At 38.1% G+C, this 16,456-nt stretch carries 23 protein-coding genes and 1 pseudogene; all 24 read left to right on the forward strand.

Features of this window, described 5'->3' with window-relative positions; all coding sequences use genetic code 11:
- Window positions 1-7 precede the first annotated feature (7 nt).
- The 24 genes and pseudogenes from ADF62_RS05855 (at window position 8) to ADF62_RS05950 (ending at window position 16,452) form a co-directional block, all read left to right on the forward strand.
- On the forward strand, window positions 8-598 hold the full coding sequence (locus tag ADF62_RS05855) for a 4'-phosphopantetheinyl transferase family protein (RefSeq protein ID WP_160312379.1): 591 nt from the start codon (window positions 8-10) through the stop codon (window positions 596-598).
- 852 nt (window positions 599-1,450) lie between these two features.
- A complete protein-coding gene (locus tag ADF62_RS05860; RefSeq protein WP_048788310.1) occupies window positions 1,451-1,795 on the forward strand; it encodes a hypothetical protein in 345 nt (114 codons plus the stop codon).
- Window positions 1,796-2,634: 839 nt separating this feature from the next.
- Window positions 2,635-3,063: a single-stranded DNA-binding protein gene (locus ADF62_RS05865; RefSeq protein ID WP_048788311.1), complete on the forward strand. Its 429-nt coding sequence runs from the start codon at window positions 2,635-2,637 to the stop codon at window positions 3,061-3,063.
- A 142-nt stretch (window positions 3,064-3,205) separates the two neighbouring features.
- Window positions 3,206-3,988 (forward strand): annotated as a pseudogene (locus tag ADF62_RS05870) (PD-(D/E)XK nuclease-like domain-containing protein).
- A gap of 56 nt (window positions 3,989-4,044) precedes the next feature.
- Entirely contained in the window at window positions 4,045-5,052 is a 1,008-nt protein-coding gene (locus ADF62_RS05875) for an ERF family protein (protein WP_048788312.1), read from the forward strand.
- Window positions 5,053-5,244: 192 nt separating this feature from the next.
- The gene (locus ADF62_RS11155; RefSeq protein ID WP_179944333.1) at window positions 5,245-5,382 is read left to right on the forward strand and encodes a hypothetical protein; all 138 of its coding nucleotides are present in this window, start codon (window positions 5,245-5,247) and stop codon (window positions 5,380-5,382) included.
- A 322-nt stretch (window positions 5,383-5,704) separates the two neighbouring features.
- On the forward strand, window positions 5,705-6,013 hold the full coding sequence (locus tag ADF62_RS05880; RefSeq protein ID WP_048788313.1) for a hypothetical protein: 309 nt from the start codon (window positions 5,705-5,707) through the stop codon (window positions 6,011-6,013).
- A gap of 221 nt (window positions 6,014-6,234) precedes the next feature.
- The gene (locus ADF62_RS11675; RefSeq protein ID WP_275043071.1) at window positions 6,235-6,357 is read left to right on the forward strand and encodes a hypothetical protein; all 123 of its coding nucleotides are present in this window, start codon (window positions 6,235-6,237) and stop codon (window positions 6,355-6,357) included.
- Between the two features lie 12 nt (window positions 6,358-6,369).
- Window positions 6,370-6,546: a hypothetical protein gene (locus ADF62_RS11160; protein ID WP_179944334.1), complete on the forward strand. Its 177-nt coding sequence runs from the start codon at window positions 6,370-6,372 to the stop codon at window positions 6,544-6,546.
- 19 nt (window positions 6,547-6,565) lie between these two features.
- Window positions 6,566-7,210, forward strand: coding sequence for a JAB domain-containing protein (locus tag ADF62_RS05890; protein ID WP_048788314.1), 645 nt, complete (start codon window positions 6,566-6,568; stop codon window positions 7,208-7,210).
- A 15-nt stretch (window positions 7,211-7,225) separates the two neighbouring features.
- On the forward strand, window positions 7,226-7,714 hold the full coding sequence (locus tag ADF62_RS05895) for a hypothetical protein (RefSeq protein ID WP_048788315.1): 489 nt from the start codon (window positions 7,226-7,228) through the stop codon (window positions 7,712-7,714).
- Between the two features lie 51 nt (window positions 7,715-7,765).
- Window positions 7,766-7,936 carry a hypothetical protein gene (locus ADF62_RS11480; protein ID WP_239664996.1) on the forward strand — a complete coding sequence of 57 codons (171 nt, stop codon included), beginning with the start codon at window positions 7,766-7,768 and terminating at the stop codon, window positions 7,934-7,936.
- Window positions 7,937-7,978: 42 nt separating this feature from the next.
- Window positions 7,979-8,209 (forward strand): hypothetical protein, encoded by a 231-nt coding sequence (locus ADF62_RS11485; protein WP_239664997.1) that lies wholly within the window; start codon window positions 7,979-7,981, stop codon window positions 8,207-8,209.
- A 2-nt stretch (window positions 8,210-8,211) separates the two neighbouring features.
- Window positions 8,212-8,391, forward strand: a complete 180-nt coding sequence (locus tag ADF62_RS05905) for a hypothetical protein (RefSeq protein ID WP_048788316.1) — start codon at window positions 8,212-8,214, stop codon at window positions 8,389-8,391.
- 119 nt (window positions 8,392-8,510) lie between these two features.
- Window positions 8,511-8,846: a hypothetical protein gene (locus ADF62_RS05910; RefSeq protein WP_048788317.1), complete on the forward strand. Its 336-nt coding sequence runs from the start codon at window positions 8,511-8,513 to the stop codon at window positions 8,844-8,846.
- A 43-nt stretch (window positions 8,847-8,889) separates the two neighbouring features.
- Window positions 8,890-9,051, forward strand: coding sequence for a hypothetical protein (locus ADF62_RS11165; protein WP_179944335.1), 162 nt, complete (start codon window positions 8,890-8,892; stop codon window positions 9,049-9,051).
- A 201-nt stretch (window positions 9,052-9,252) separates the two neighbouring features.
- Window positions 9,253-9,843, forward strand: coding sequence for a type IV toxin-antitoxin system AbiEi family antitoxin domain-containing protein (locus tag ADF62_RS05915; RefSeq protein ID WP_048788318.1), 591 nt, complete (start codon window positions 9,253-9,255; stop codon window positions 9,841-9,843).
- Complete coding sequence (locus ADF62_RS05920) at window positions 9,843-10,679, forward strand: nucleotidyl transferase AbiEii/AbiGii toxin family protein (RefSeq protein ID WP_048788319.1); 837 nt, start codon at window positions 9,843-9,845, stop codon at window positions 10,677-10,679. The genes ADF62_RS05915 and ADF62_RS05920 overlap by 1 nt, the downstream gene beginning before the upstream one ends.
- 643 nt (window positions 10,680-11,322) lie before the next feature.
- Window positions 11,323-11,484: a hypothetical protein gene (locus ADF62_RS11170; protein ID WP_048788320.1), complete on the forward strand. Its 162-nt coding sequence runs from the start codon at window positions 11,323-11,325 to the stop codon at window positions 11,482-11,484.
- A gap of 3 nt (window positions 11,485-11,487) precedes the next feature.
- Window positions 11,488-12,354, forward strand: a complete 867-nt coding sequence (locus ADF62_RS05930) for a replication initiator protein A (RefSeq protein WP_048788321.1) — start codon at window positions 11,488-11,490, stop codon at window positions 12,352-12,354.
- An 86-nt stretch (window positions 12,355-12,440) separates the two neighbouring features.
- Window positions 12,441-12,707: a hypothetical protein gene (locus ADF62_RS05935; protein ID WP_048788322.1), complete on the forward strand. Its 267-nt coding sequence runs from the start codon at window positions 12,441-12,443 to the stop codon at window positions 12,705-12,707.
- Between the two features lie 339 nt (window positions 12,708-13,046).
- A complete protein-coding gene (locus ADF62_RS05940) occupies window positions 13,047-13,358 on the forward strand; it encodes a hypothetical protein (RefSeq protein WP_048788323.1) in 312 nt (103 codons plus the stop codon).
- 4 nt (window positions 13,359-13,362) lie between these two features.
- Window positions 13,363-14,145: an LPXTG cell wall anchor domain-containing protein gene (locus tag ADF62_RS05945; protein ID WP_048788324.1), complete on the forward strand. Its 783-nt coding sequence runs from the start codon at window positions 13,363-13,365 to the stop codon at window positions 14,143-14,145.
- 75 nt (window positions 14,146-14,220) lie between these two features.
- The gene (locus ADF62_RS05950) at window positions 14,221-16,452 is read left to right on the forward strand and encodes a C39 family peptidase (RefSeq protein WP_048788325.1); all 2,232 of its coding nucleotides are present in this window, start codon (window positions 14,221-14,223) and stop codon (window positions 16,450-16,452) included.
- Window positions 16,453-16,456 lie beyond the last annotated feature (4 nt).

Here is a 16,456-nt window from a genome sequence, read left to right on the forward strand (position 1 = left end):
GAAATTTATGTCAATTAATGATTTAACAGAGAAAGAGTTTATACAATATTTCTATCTATGTAACTCTCAGAAACAAGAAATTATAAAAAAGTATTTTCATGAGGAAGATAAATATAGAAGTGTTTGTGGTGAAAAATTGATAAGAGATTTAATTGCTGATTTTGAAAATATTTCTATTGATGAAGTACTAGTTTCTTTTAACAAATATGGGAAACCATATTCTCCTAATAGCAAACTTCTATATAATATCAGTCACTCAGGAAGTTTTGTTGTCATTGCATATGATTATAATCCAATTGGTGTTGATATTGAAAAAATTGAAATTTTAGATTTTGACTCTATTATAAAAGAGTTTGCAACTGATTTTGAGATTCATCAATTTCAGAAGAGTAGATATCCTAAGAATTACTTTTATCACCTATGGACTTTAAAAGAAGCGTATTTTAAATGTGTTGGTACAGGAATTAGAGAATTGAAAGATATTGAATTTTCAATTCAAGATGGTAATATTACTTCAAATAAAATCGGATTTAGTTTTGAAACAAAACTTTTTTGGGACACTTATATAGTATCAACATGTAAAAGAATTATCCCATAAAATTATTTCTAATTTATATTTATATTCTTGAATAGAATTAATTGTTTAGACGACTATTATGTTTTAAATTATAATTTTTTTGTACTGACCCCAAAAAGTTGGACAAATAATTTAGTAAAAGGTATTAGTTTTGATTTTTAGCTCTCTTTAATAATTTATCAAATTGAATAATATTTCAGAGAAAAATTCCTAGGTCTATTGTTTAGTAGTTGTTTCAAAAAGCTAATATGTTGATAGGACTGAATAGGTCTTCAAAAAAAGTCATCATTTGATGACTTTTTTGTCTTCCGAAAACCACTAGCACAGCTAGTGATTTCGAAAAGCTTTTAGTGATGTAAAAAAATCCCCTAAAGTGTCATATTTGATAAGGTTTTACGACTACTAACTAATATACATACTAAATGAGTGACCCTGATAAGACAGGTTAATAATCATTTCGTACATACAATTTGAAATTTTAAGTATCCTATTGTTTCCATACCTAAATATTAACTTCAAATAATTTATGAAAAGTATAATGCAGGTATTGCTTAAATATTTTTTCAAAATGTGTGTAGAATAGATGAAAGAGATCCATAAAATGAATTTCTTGACAGGAAAAATCTATTTCATATGGTAAACTTCTAGAGAATGTGTCCTCTATAATGGTATCCTAATTAGGAGAATAGAAAAACTATTAGGGCGGATTAATTTCACAGTAGGCAATGATGGTGACGAAAGAGAAAAGATCTTGCTTTCAACTGTTGACATAAATAGCTGTAATCAATCCATTTCTAAAAGATATTAAGAGAAGTATCAAAGTGTTAATAATTATGATATAATAAGAAAAAGATTAAAAAGAGTTCTACAATAATGGAAAAAGAAGAATGGATTGACTATTATAAAAGCATCAATGGTCACAAACCATCAGTTTTAGAGGTTGCTGAAGCAGAAAAGAATGGTGAAATTTTAGTTATTTCTGTTCCATCTACCCCTACAGTTATAGAGAGTGATGATTATATCCCAAATCAATGTTCTAGCTATCGTAAAAAATCTGTCTGTGGAAGCCTTTGGACCGCCTTGACATTCATCTCCCGTGGTTTATGGTGGATAGTTAGACTTGTCTTTTCAGTTTCTTTAGTTATAGTAAATATTATTTTAACTATTTTCTTCTTTATTATACGTATCACAGGTTTGATTTTCTTCTTATCACGTTAATATTTATCATGAAGTGTTTTTAGACACTTCTTTTTTGTTCTTAAAAGTATGAAGGGAGGGATATGTCTTAACTTGTGAAGATGATGGCAAAATGCTAAGGCAATCAAATGTTGCTGTAAAACAGACGTTATTCGGGACACTAAAAATATAGTGGTAGTAGATTCTATTATTGTAAGTTTTTTTAGTTAGTAGAAATGATTTTCTGATACAAGTATCTTCAACAATAAGGAGGAGAAATGACTTAACGATTAATGTTTGCTTGCTATCTCCTAGTATGTTTGCTATACTAATGACATAAATTGTTTAATTTATATCTTTTTTTCACCACCTCTAACGGTGAACCTTTGGTCACGTGACTAAAGAAATCAGAAACATGGAGGAGGAGATGTCATTACTGGTTCTGTCCCAGCAGTAGGCATACCATGTTTAAAGGGGTTAAAAGTGAGCGTACTCGCTTTTAGCTATCAGTTAAGCAATCAGACAGAAGAAGAGGCTTAACGCTTTGAATGAAACACGTACGAGATAATTTGCCTAATTGATTGAAAGGCTACAACAAACGTTATTAGCAACTAAGCATAACGAGAAGTTTATCCTATGGTTTTCCATAGGCACGCGCAACCTTGTTTTTTGAGACAAGACTTGCCGGCTTCTTTGTTATGCTTTTTTGTTTTGAGTTTGGGTAGACGGACAAAAAAGGAAGGCGACATCTCGATGATTAGAGACGAGGAACAGGTGTTCCCAACTCTAACTTGTCGGCATGCGGAGGAAAGGCTACAAACAGGTGTTTAAGGCTTTCCAAGGTCACTTTACAACAACAATTTTTTAAAGGAGAAAAGCTTATGCTTAACAAAGTCATTATTACTGGTCGTTTGGTCGCAGATCCGGAACTTCGCTACACATCTTCGAACAAGGCGGTAGCAACGGCTCGAATCGCCTCTCCACGTGATTTTAAAAATCAAAATGGAGAGCGGGAGACCGATTTTATTAACCTCGTCATTTGGGGTAAATATGCGGAGAATTTCGCAAATTGGATCAAGAAGGGCTTTCTTGTAACGGTTGAGGGACGGTTGCAAACTCGTTCTTATGAAAACCAAGAAGGTCAAAAGGTCTATGTGACCGAGGTTAATGTGTCAAACTTTGACAACCTGCAGCCTCGTGACCATAGTAACTCTTCTTCGCAAAGTCCAGATTTTGCACCTGCAGAAGGGGGCTTTCCTGGAGGTGGAGAACCTCTAGATGATTCTATGTTCGAGAATATTCCTTTCTAGTACATAGTTCAAGGTTTTAAGAAGAAAGTAGAGAGTTCAGTCATACTGAGCTCTTTTTGTTTTGGAAGGAGAAAGAATGATAAAAGAAGTAGAGATACTTCCTCCATTGACAGAGGATAATTACTACCAAGATAGGTATTATATGTCCACTTCTCGTTTTAAGGAGTACATCAAATGTCCCTTAAGACAACAAGTTGTCGATTTGGGCTTTTGGCCTGAGAAGATGGAGACAGAAAGCCTACTTGTTGGTAATTATGTCCATTCTTATTTTGAGAATAAAGAAGCTCATGAAGCTTTCTTGGAAATGAATTGAGATAAGATCATCAGTCAACGAGGAAAAACTGCTGGCCAGGTAAAAGCCTCTTTCAAACAAGCAGATAAGATGATTGCTGCTTTAGAAAAAGAGGAGCTTTTTAATCGTTTGTATCATGGTACAGATGATGAAATGGTGGAGAAAGAACGGATTATCACTGGTACGTTAGAAGGGATTCCCTTCAAGTGCAAAATTGATAGTCTGAATCTTTCAGGCGGTTATTTCATTGACTTGAAAACGATGGAGAGTCTTCAGTCGGAAAAATATTCGACGATACTTCATCGTTATACGAAGTCTCTTCTCTATAACATTGTAGAGTATCAGTATACGCTACAAATGTACGTATATCAGGAGTTGCTGAAGCAAACCTACGGTTATGAGTTTACACCTTATATTATGGCAGTTTCAAAGGAACCTGTTCCCGATAAGGAGTTAATTCTAGTCGATGATACTATCATTGAAATGGGGAGAGACCTCTTTTATGGGCATGTTGAAGTACTTAAAGATGCTTTAGCATATAAGTCTGTCGAAGGATGTGGTCACTGTGATTACTGTTTAACGAATAAGTCGTTAACAACAGCAAAAACGGTGGCAGAATTTTTACAACAATAATAAATAGGAAATAAAGTGGTCAAAAGACCACTTTTTATATTAAGGAGAAAAGAACAATGACTGAAACAATTGCAAACACAAATGAAAAAAACCTAGTAGCTGAACTAATTGAAGCTAAAGTGGCTCTTGCTAAGGCTGAAATGCAATTAGAATGGCAAAAGGCTGAACAAGTAAAAAAAGACCATTCTAAACCGGAGCCAGAGCTTATGGCTCCATTGTTTGAGGCTTTGGCCAAGGCTCAAGCTGAGTTTAAGTCGGTAACAGCAACAAGTAGAGTCACGTTTAAGAACGTGGACTTTAAGTTCGCACCTCTCTCAGAGATTTTAGGGGCTGTACGTCCAGCACTTAACAAGTACGGCTTGACGTTGACGCAACAAACCAAACATGTCCCATTTGGTAATGCCAATGGGATCAAAGTTGTGACGACACTTCTTCATGAAAGTGGTGTCTCTTACGACATTGAGTCTGTTCCTGTATTCTATAATGTCAATGACATAAAGAATCTAGGAGCTCAGGTGACTTACCTGCGTCGATACGAGGTGAAAACCTTGCTGGGTATTGAGGCTGATAGCGAAGAACTAGATATGGACAATGTGCTAAATCAATCGCAATCAGTTCAACAGACTGGTAATTATGATAGTAACCATAAGTATCAGTCAAAAGCCCAAACGAAAACACCTCGCAAGCCAACAGGTGCCCGCTATGGAAAGACTGCTCAGTCAGTATCGCTTACTACTTCTTTGAGTAGCAGTGAACAGACATCACTTAGTGAGGTGACATCAGCTAACAAAGTGGCAAGTGATAGTGTCTCACAAGCAACTAGCGAGTCTGAAGTAGCTCCACAAAAGAGTGAAACAGCTACAAAAGGGATAAAAGCTGCTTGTAACGATGATCAACTGATTCAAATGGTTGCTCGTGGTGAAGAAGCTGCATTGTCTCTTGGAGCAACAGAAAGCCAGTTGCTTGAGTGGTCTCAGCTAGGAGAAAGCCAAGGGTTGACTGTTCAACTCAAAGCTTTATCTGATTTTGTTGCAAAACAACGTCAGCAAGCACAACAACAATAGTAGTAGAACAAAAAGTGATCAGACTTTATTACGGCAACAAAATAAGAGAAATGTTAATTAGAGGCGTTTACCTGATTGGCATTAATTGAACATTATCCAGAGGGTAGAACCATCCCTGGGTGAGAAAGAGTATGATATAATAGGATAAGAATTATCCAACATGATATTATAACGACTAAGGTAGGAATGGGTATGCAAAATATTAATGATCTTTTTGAAGCATATATAGCAGAAGGGAACCCTATTAAGAAGGAGTTTTTGCTAAATATGTACAACCATGCTTTGCAACAGAAACAAAAAGAGGTGATTAGTCGTGACTTTGTCAGATAAACAATCACCAGTATTTTAGATCTTTTCCATTCAAACCGAACATATGTCGAACAACAAATTTGGTACACTTTCTTTAAACAGACACTTTCAGAGCTGTTGTTTATTGGGGTTGTGGCCATTCTAGGCTATTTTTCCCTATGCAACTTGCTTCGCAACAAATTGGTTTTTAAACTATTAGTTGCTGTAGTATTTCTAATCCTTATTCTTTTGATAGAAGGGATTCAACACTTCTTTCGTAGTTGAACAAAGGAAGGAGACGTTTATTATTAATATACTGTGTTTTTTAGAGGGTGCTCACAAGCCAAAAAAACATAGGCAATGTATGGCTAAAGTGTGTACTTATCTAAAGAACGATGGGCATAAGGTTCGAGTAGGGTTTGTTTCACTAGCGGGTCTTGAAGCTTTGGATAACAGAGGAGTCAATTCAATGAGTGAAGCCGTTCCCGGAAAAAGAGTCTGGTTAATCGTTTATGATGAAAATCGTCCCTGTAAGTCCTATACAAATGAAGATATTCATTACTATAAGGAATTTGTGGATTTGTTTTCGTCACGTCTGATACGTAGACTTTATTACGAAGGTATGCTTAACGAACTGACAGCCCTCAAAACAAGAACAGAAAAATGGTCCTAGGGGCCATTTTTTGTTTTTTAAAGGAGAAAAAACAATGACAAAAAGAGAAAAAGCCTTGTGGTTACACGAGCACTACAAGAACGACTCCCTTAAATGGTACCTAGAGAATGATGCCAGATTAAATGCGATGTTTAGGAAAGTTTATCATCGCTATATGACTGACCTCAATGCACGCGCTTCGAAAGTGAAATTGTATCATATTGAGGGACCTAGGCAAACGTATGAGAGAAGTATACGAAGATGTCTATGGTACTAATTTTGATAGCGATTGTCGCTTAGACCGTGCAGAGACGAATCGAAAGGTGCAAACTATCCGCTCTATGTGGGTAGTAGCGCCAGCCTAGGAGGAGGTAGTTATGGATAGAATTATGATTTTGACCAATACGCTACCTGAAGAAAGTAACATTTCGGTTATCTATAAGGGTGACGTTGCTGTTGTAGTTGCAAGGGATAACCAAGAGCGTTTGCTTTTTAAAGTAACAACAACAGTAACAGTAGCAATGCAACTGCAGGCAGAATGGCTTGTAGTTTAAGAGGTAAAGGAGAAAAACAATGACAGAAACAATTACTAGGAGACAAGTAAGACATCCTAAAGACTTTGGTGATAGAGAGCTATTCAAAAGGACTTTCACTCACTGGATGCCTTCAGAAAAGATCGATGCCTTGTATTCTGAATTGCAAGGAGATTTTAAGAAGGTCTGTGAGTTAAGTATCGAGGAGTTAAAACATTATGGATTAACTCAGAGAGATGCTACTGCCTTTCTTTCAATGCTTGAACTTTTCAAACGTTCAGAAGGTGAGGAAGAAAAGCCAACTTGTGTCACTGGGACTGGATATTTTGCTCAAAGTATCCCAAAAGCCTATGGACATAAGAAACAAGAGCATCTCGTAGTGTGGTACTTGGATGTGCATTATAACATTATCGAGGAGCGAGTAGTTTTCATCGGTAGCGTTCATCGTAGTATGGCGTGTCCAAGAGAGATTTTTTACTATGCAGTGAAGAATTTAGCTCGCTACGTGCTGGTAGCTCATAACCATCCCTTTGGAAGTGTATATCCTTCCAGTAATGATATCAATGTTACTGAGGCTCTTGAAGATGCTGCAAAGCTCTTTGAGATGGAGGTCTTAGACCATGTTATCGTAACGAAGGATAAATACTATTCTTTCAGAGATAACGGAAGAATGCGTTGTTTCTAGGAAAGGAGAAAAAGAATGGGAAATATTTCTGATGCCTTTGGAAAGGTAATTATTTCCGCACCAACATTTTCAGATATTGAGGTGCTTGTGGCTACTCATAGGGTAATCAATGCCAAAGCTTGGACCCCAACGACTCTAAAAGGTTATCCAAGAAAAGCGGATTGTATCACAACTGAAGAAGGACTTGTCTCAGCGACACTTCCTTTTACAGCTTGTGGGAACTGGAATATTCGAGAGAATATCGATAGCTTTTTGACTAACATCTTAAAGCAAGATAGCACTCTTAGTGATATCTCAATGTCTGCCACATTTGATTATGTAGATGCAGAGTCTGGCGTAAACTTTATTTATAAAGCAACCGTTATGACTCGCAATGTCCCTGGTAAAGGGGTAACCACTAAACTCTTAACAGATGAAGATTTAGGAGATTACTCAGAGTCTTATCTAAAAGGGCTAGAGGAAGACTATGATCAAGAGCTTGCTTTAGGCCGACTGTCTATCTAAAAATGGTGTTATAATAGGTATAAAGAAAAAGATGTAGCGAGGAGACAAAGCATGAAAGAGACCTTCTTTTGGACCTTTAGTTCAGATGCGATTTCGACCTTATCTGATTTGACGTCAGAAGGTTTTGAAGTTGATTGGACGGTAAGGAGTTCATCTGATGATATGACCAGTGGTTTTGTGATTCAAGGGGAGATTTCTGGAATGATTGAGTTCACTCCATAACCTAGAGATGCTTACACCTTTGTTCATAAGCTAGAGGTTCGTATGGACAAGAAAAAGCAGGGGATAGCAGGGCGTTTGTTAGCACATGTTGCCCAAGATGATTTCAATCGTGGTTTTGAGGGCTTCATGATGTGTCTTTCAAAGGCTGCTCTTTTAGATTACTATGTGCGTCGCTATGGTTGCAGTCGTATTGCAAACACTGATCGTGTGATGTTTCACGCATCAGCATGCCAGTTGCTTATTGACCGATTTTTGAAGGGAGGCGAAAGCTAACCATGAGGATAGTTGAACAATTTAAGGCAGACTGGAAGTCTTCAGGTTTACCGAATAAACCTTACAAGACAACGGAGGAGATTGAAATGATTAAGAATGGCAATCTTGTCTGGGCTGCGCGTGTTGAAGAAAAATTGAGGCGTAAGTTAAGCCCACGAGAACTTGATGAAATGCAGTGGTGAGTTACTGCTACAAACAGTGTATCGTGCAAGATACATCGTATATTTGATATGTAAGAGAAATAGGAAGGTATTAGCCCTAGGCTACACCTTCCTATTTTTCTATGGAGGAGAAAAAAACAATGACAAAACAAATTTTCGTTTATAAAAACAAAAAAACACAGGAAGTCTTTGCAGATCTTTTCGCTAAGGACCTTCTTGAAGGCGTTACAACTTTTCCTCGGATTGATAACGCTCAATCCTATTCATTCTTGGAACTCTCTTGTCTTTATCTCAAGAGAATTTTAGAAATAAAGCATCGTAGGGCTCAAACCCTATTCGTTGAGGGAAAACCCGAACCAGCACTTGCTTCAGCATTGTTACAAGCACGTGCTATGGGACTGAATGTAGTCATCAAATTGAAGACAACTGAGAGTAATAGCGAGACACAAGAGGAGCTTCAAAGAGCTCGGTCTTGACGATGTTGTAATGGCATGATTTGAATTAAGAAGGAGAAAAACAATGACTAAACATCGTTATGTTGAGAAATTTAAACGTAAAGACGAAACAGTCTTTACGAAAAGGTTTCTAGCTTCAGATTTGTTTCAAGCTGATGAATACGCTTTAGAGTATGCTACTAAGCGAGATATTCTCTATCTCGACTTAGGGCCTGCAGTTCAGTAGAAAGGTAAGCTACGTATTTTATACGTGGCTTTTTAAAAGGGTTAAACGGTCTTCTGGTTTTTATCGCTTGCCAAAAACTCGTGCTTTGGTGGCATCCTTATTGAAGGAATTAAACCCGAAATAGTTGATAAAAAAGAAACAAAATGCTAACATTTAATAAAAGTGTTAGCATTTTATTTCCTATGAAAGGATACTGCTATTATGAATAATATTGAAATGATTATGGCTTCTTTTCAACGACATCAAGGATTTTTGACCTTTCAACAAGTACTTGAAGAGAAACTACCTTACAAAATGTTGCTGAGAATGATTGATGAGGGACAAGTAGAGGTTGAAGGAAAGGGGTTATATCGCCTCCCTGATACTTATCTTGACGAATGGTTTGTGACGCAGCAACGTTTTTCAAAAGGAATTTTTTCTTTAGAAACAGCTCTTTGGTTACATGGATTATCACTAACAGTTCCCTTTGAGATGACCATGAGCTTCCCTTATGGAACCAATACCAAAAATGTTAAATCAGAAGGTATACGTCCGATAGTTCTTCGTTCTTATTACGATGAAGGAATTATTGAGCTTGAGCGACAAGTGGGGCAGAAAATTAAGGTGTACGATCCGGAGAGGGTTTTAGCAGAGTGTTTAAGACCAGTTTATCAAGTTGATGTTCAAGTTATAACTCCTGCATTTAAGATGTATTTTCAAAATCACAAAGTTAACTATTCAAAACTGTTTCACTATGCACGTTTATTCAAGGTGACTAATAAGTTGCAATCTTACATGGAGGTATTAGCCTAATGTTTTCCAATGCAAATAGCTTTAAGGCAAAGATTAAGAATATGGCTAAGGATAGAGGTATTCCTGCCCAGCAGCTTCAGCAAAACTTCCTGATTGAACAAGTGTTGAAATTGATTGCTAAAAGTTCCTATAAGGATTCCTTCATTGTTAAAGGCGGTTATCTAATAGGACAGCTGATAGGACTTGATAAGCGAACGACAATGGATTTAGATGTGACGCTTAAAGGGACTGCACTTAGCCAAGGAAATTTGATTACCATCTTCGAAGAGATACTTTCGGATTCGGATGATGTCTTTTCATTTGAAGTAGATAAACTAGAGCCTATTCGTCAAGATGACGAATACGGGGGATTTTCTCTAAAACTCAATGCTACATTTGATACTTTAAGAGAGGTTGTTTTCATCGACATTACAACGGGTGATAAGATTACACCTAGAGAAATTACTTATTCGATGCCATCCCTATTTACAAATGAAACCATTGAGGTTTGGACTTATAATTTGGAAACTGTCCTAGCTGAAAAATTGGAAACGATCATTAGCCGAGGAGTTGCATCAACACGTCCTCGTGATCGTTATGACCTTTTTACCTTGTATCATATCAGAAATGATGAGATAAATTTCGATGTGTTGCGTGAAGCTCTGGCCAATACTGTAGAAAAACGAGGAAGTAAAGAGGCTATTGATATTTGGGAAAATCAGCTAAATAATATTGAGACTGATGAGTATCAAAAACAACTTTGGAAACGTTATCAAAAACAATTCAAATATGCACAAGATATTTCTTTTGAGAAATCAGTTCAGATTGTAAGAGAACTCATGACAACTATTATGTAATATAAAACAGTTCATTACCATTTATTGGGTAGTGAACCGTTTTTTGTATCTAATCCTTTTGGTAAAAGGAACATTCATATCCATTCGCTCGGAGGTTGCTATCAGGCATCCAGTTAGGTGCTATACCCATTAGACTTTCTATATCTTCAAGGCTTTGGTCTTTATCACACTCAATGATGACTTCATCATTAAGGAGTTGCTATGTATTGGTGGTAGTGTAAAATAAGTTGTGTAAACATAAAATTATTGACAGTATCTTGTTGGTTGAAAAGTCTTTACAAATTTGGTAAAACTGCTAAAGAAACGATAAAAATATTACTCATGGGGTTATCTCACCATGATAATGGACCGTCATGAAATTTCAACATGACGTTTAACGCAAGAGAAAAAACTCTTGCGTTTTTTGTTTTTAATAGAATATATATAGTGCGTAATCTAACTATTACGAGATAACTAAGTATAATCGTCTTGTTATCCCTTAAGGTCCCCAAAAAGCTAGAAAGCCTAAGAGTTTATCAAAACTAAAAACAGAATATAAAGAATTGATATATGTGTCCCGATTTGGGAGATTAGAAAAATTACAAAGAGAGCGTTAAGAGCGTTCTCTTTTATTTGTTTAATAAATCTAATTTGGAGGTTAGGAATGACACCTAGCGAGCAAAATTCACGAGAAACTATTATTTCTTTTTTGATGGAACAAACAGGGTTATCACGTCAGGAAACAGTCACCAGTATTGAAGAACTTGAAGCCTTTGGCTTAGTTGGTTTTGCTTCCAACGGTGATTTCAGACTGAAAGAGGTATAAGTAATGACAAAAATTCAGATGATTACAGCAGATGAATTTCAAACGTCAGAACGTTTCTATGCATTACCCAAAATTCTTTTTGAAAGTGACCGCTATAAACAAATGCGGATTGACACTAAAGTTGCTTACGCAATTCTAAAAGATCGCTTGAGTCTTTCCCTGAAAAATAACTGGATTGACGAAGCAGGATATATTTATCTAGTTTATTCAAATGCTAATTTGATGGAAATTTTGAATTGTTCAAAATCAACACTTTTAAGAATTAAAAAACAATTGACTGAGTACGGCTTGATTTATGAAGTTAAGCAGTCAAATAGTCAAAAAGGTACCCTCGCAAATAGAATATATCTAGGTCAATTAATTGACGACAAATCTACTAGAACCCTTGTAAACACTGACTTTGCCGAACCAGACACCCCCCCGGTGTCAGATTTAGACCAGGGGGGTGCTAGGTTCAGACTAGAGGGGTGTCAGATTCAAACTAGGGGGGTACCAAATTCAGACACTAATGATACTGATAACAGTGATACTAATATTAGCGACACTGACATTCCTTCTGACGATGACGAGGAGATGGCTTACTCTAGTCAAGATGATAAATATCAAAATACGCTAAACCGAAAAGTTGATGAAGCGACACAGTACGATAGAGATTATATTTGGAGACTTGTATATGATCGTTTAAGGAAAGAGGGGTTCTCAAGAGCTTCAGCAGATTTTGTAATACGCCATTTTGATGAACGTTATCAATACGCCCTAGAAAATATGCGTTACGCATCCTCTACAGAAAAAATTGCAGAATTTGTTTTTAATGGCATCCTAGCTGTTTTCAATCAAGAGAGACGAAAACAAGAAAATGCTAATGGATGAACTGGCAAATATAAGTAAGTACCTTCTTGAAAGCATGACCTTGATAAGTCGTTAAACTATCACAAATGTTTTCAGGAGGTAGCAAAATGAAATTTGCTAACAAACTTACAACCAAAGCTATGCTTGCAGTCGCTCTTCTTGGAGTGGTTGGTGCAACAGTCAGTGCTGTTCAGCATAAGGCAGGTGATAATGTCGCACACGCAGACACTCCAGTAAGACGTTACTATGAGTACCGTCGAATTTGTGGAAGACTCTATTACCGTAGTGTCCTAAAAGGATACGCCAACAACGTTGGCTGGGTCTACGATAGTGTAGGCCCTTGGATCTCAATTGGTAGGAACGAGTTGCTTTAGCTTTGACCTTAGCAGGTCTTAAAACTGCTTGATGTTCCTTGAAAACTGAATAATAATCTTTTGTCCTGATTAGTGATACTAAAGGCATAAAAAAAAGAAATGGGGGCGAAAGCGTAGCTAGTAGAAGTATATCTAGCGCCTGGTATCAAGTATAACAAAGGCACACTTATAGGAAGTAAGTGCTAACGAGGTAGGACCCACAGTTAAAATTGTGTGGTTGGTCAAGCGGGCCGTGGCTACCAGCCTTAATGAGTTTGAGGTGAACAAAGCTATAAACCTTACGTCAAAATGCAGATTTAACTATTTTTAGTTAAACAAAAGCAAAAAAAGGAGTTCGAAATGAATGATACTCTTTTGAGATTATCTGATCTCAGGCAACTCGGTCTTGAAGGTGGTGTAATGCTATATCTTCAAGACGGTACCGTTGCCAAATGTCGGCCAAAGTTCGCAGCAATTCAGAAAAAAGAGCGAAAAAATGGACGACTTGTAAACGTGGAAGAGATTGTACCTTTTGCAACGATATTTCAAGCAATATCAGTCGTTAAACGGAATAATTTAGTTATTACAAGAAAATTTGTGCAAAACAATCAATCCTTCCTTCGCTTAAGCGGTGTCGGTTATCACCGCAAGGAAAAGAAAAGAGAGGTATGAGACTTTGACTAAAGCAAAATTTATTTCAATTATCTCAACAGCAGTGCTTGCAACTGCATCATCAGGGGTTTTCGCTGATGAAACAACTCCTGTTAGTGACGGGTCAACTAGCCCAACGGTTAGCGTGACTGCTCCTGTTCCAACAGATAAATCAACAGACAAGGCTCCTGATACGAGCACTAGTCATGTATCAGACGGGACTTCTGGTGTTATAGCACCTACAACTGTGACACCAGCTCCTCCAACAACACCAAAGACTGACGAAAATCCAACCACGCCAATAGAACCTATTACACCGGCAACTACTGACCAACTTCCAGCTTCATCAGACGAAGCAGGGACAAATGTAAATCCCAATATTCCGAATCAACCTGACCAAGATAAAGGAAATACAAGTAGTCAAGATGGTACTTCATCTGAGAGACCACAGACAACAGATCAAGCCAATCAGCAAGGAGCTTCTCAAGTAGGTACTACTTCAAATGTGGCGGGTCAAGTGGTTCAAAATGTAACAGCTGAAGCTCCCGTTGAAACGGCTACAGGTGTCTCAATTGTAAGCACTAAGGAAGGCAAAGTCGTGCTATCAGATGGCTCAGAAGTTTCCCCAGAAACTGTCGGTGCTAGAACCAATGAGGATAAGACCATCACGGTCACAAAAAAAGATGGCTCAAAAGTGACACTACCACATACAGGAGATGCTAAAACCCTAGGCTTATCATTCTTAGGTACTTTAATGGCGTTTACAGGTGCGCTTATCTGGAAACAGAAAAAAGTCCAGGACAACTAATGTTTTATCTATGCTTATTAGCTGACCCAGGCACGTCATAAAACGGCTTAACTAATTCATTTTAAAGGAGACCTTATGACCCATAAAAAAGTTATAGCGGGCTTAGCCGTTGCAACTGTATCCGTTGCAACGGCAGGAGTTGCTCAAGCAGATGTGGTAACATCGACACCTAAAAGTGATGCCACTACCCTTGAAACTCAGCCAGAAGCTGAGGTGTTACAAGAAGAGGTTGCCGAAGCGAAAGCTGCTTATGATCAAGCCCAGGAGGGTGTGAATAATCAAGAGACAGTCGTTAACGAATCTCAAAATGCTAAAGACCAAGCGAAATTAGCTCTTGGTAATGCTACGATAGCTGTTAGTGAAGCGCAAGAACTAGCTAATCAAGCCAGTCCTGAGACGATTGCTCAGGCAAAAGAAGGCGTTACTGAAACTACTCAGAATGTAACGAATGCTCAAATACAGCTAGAAGAGACACAAGCTACAGCTAACACCGCTCAAGAAGCGCTTGCTTCTCAAGAAACGATTGTCAATAACAATCAAGCCACTATCGCTAATGCCCAAAAAGAGGTTGACGATGCTAAAGAAGCTGTTGGGGTCGCCAACCAAGCGATTGATGAGACATCAGCTCAAACAGATTTGGCAACTGCTCAAGCTGACCTTACCGCAAAGGCCAATCATGTCAAGGAAGCACAAGAGCAGCTAGAAAAGGCTAAAACAGCTGATGAGGCTTTCGTGGCTAAACGTCAAGAAGTACAAGCAGACCTTGATCAAAAGGCACTCTCCAAAACAAAGACTGAGACCTTGTTAAAACAAGTAGTCACTGACATAGCTAACGAACAAGTATCAACCAGCTTACAAGATCATGCTTACTACAATCAACGTGACGCTATTTGGACATCTTATTATGGTAATGGCAGTTTTGCGGCGACAGGTTGTGTCCCAACATCGCTTGCCATGGTCTTTACAGAATTAGCGAGACGAGGGATTACCCCAACAGAAATTGCTGACTATTTGTATGACAATACTAACTATTTTAATAAAACCTTCTCAGGTACAAGTGCTAACGGGATTGTCGCTGCTACCAAACACTTTGGTTTTGTGCCGACTCAGCTATCCAGTCAATCTGCCATTATGCAAGCTCTTCAGGCAGGGCATCATGTGATAGGGGCTGTGCAAAACAACAAGTTCTCTCCTTGGGGACCAGGTTATAGCCATGAAATCGTTATGAGAGGCTATTCTAATGGGAATACCTATATCTATGATCCTTATAACAGAGCTAATATTGGTTGGTATCCTGTAGCGAGTCTTTGGGCAGAACAAAGTCAAGATAAAGACGATCGTGCTTTAGGAGCGCCGTTCTTTAAGATTACGACTCAAAAAATGGCAGAGCTAGAGGCTCAAAAAGTGAAAGCATCATCAGCTGTTCAGACAGCTAGTCATCAACTAGCAGACGCTAAAGCAACCTTGGCCAAACTACAATCGATAGCACTACGAGTTCCAGGAGCTCAGGAGGTGCTTAATCAGGCGACGGCTGATTTAAGTCAAGCTGAAGCTAATGTGCTTAAAGCTCAAGAAGCCGTCCGTCTAAAAAGTCAAGAATTAGCACAAAAAGAAACAACCCTTAAAGAAGCCCAAGCGGAGCTATCGCTCAAAGAAACAGCTTTAAGTGATGCTAAGGAAGTCTTAGTTGCTAGTCAAGCCAAATTGGAAACGTTAAAAGCTACGGCAACAGCAGCGGAAGAAGCCGTCTCACAAGCTAAAGAGACTCTAGAAACAGCTAAACAAGCTTTGACACAACAAGAAACAAGGTTAGCAGGACTGGAAGAAGCTCCAGCACGCTTAGCTAAAGCCCAAGAAGCCTTAATGGCCGCTAAAGCAGATTTAGCTCAGAAAACAGAGGCGTTAAAGCAAGCTCAAGCAGAGCTAGAAACTTTGAAGACATTAGTTTCTGAAGCACAGACGCATTACATGACAGTATTAAGGGCTTATCAAGCTAATCTCACCAAAGTCCATTACACGAAATTAAAGATTGACTATCAGAAAGTTGTTTCAGATGGTGGTCAGATGGTGCCAGTCGTCGATGAAACAGGAAAAGTGACGGGTATTATCAATGGAACCCCATCCCATCAGGTGAAAGCTTCTACAGAAGCACGTAGCCTAGCGAGCACAGCGACAGCCAATCGTCCTCTAGTAAGCCATTCTGACGACGCTCTTCCTAAAACAGGTGAGGCAAGCTCTAGCATAGGAATGATCGGTGTTAGTCTTATCAGTTTATTAGGACTAGTTGGTTTGAAACGTAAAGCTTAATGCA

It is taken from the genome of Streptococcus sp. 1004_SSPC (assembly GCF_001069025.1).
GTDB classification, from domain to species: Bacteria; Bacillota; Bacilli; order Lactobacillales; family Streptococcaceae; genus Streptococcus; species Streptococcus vestibularis.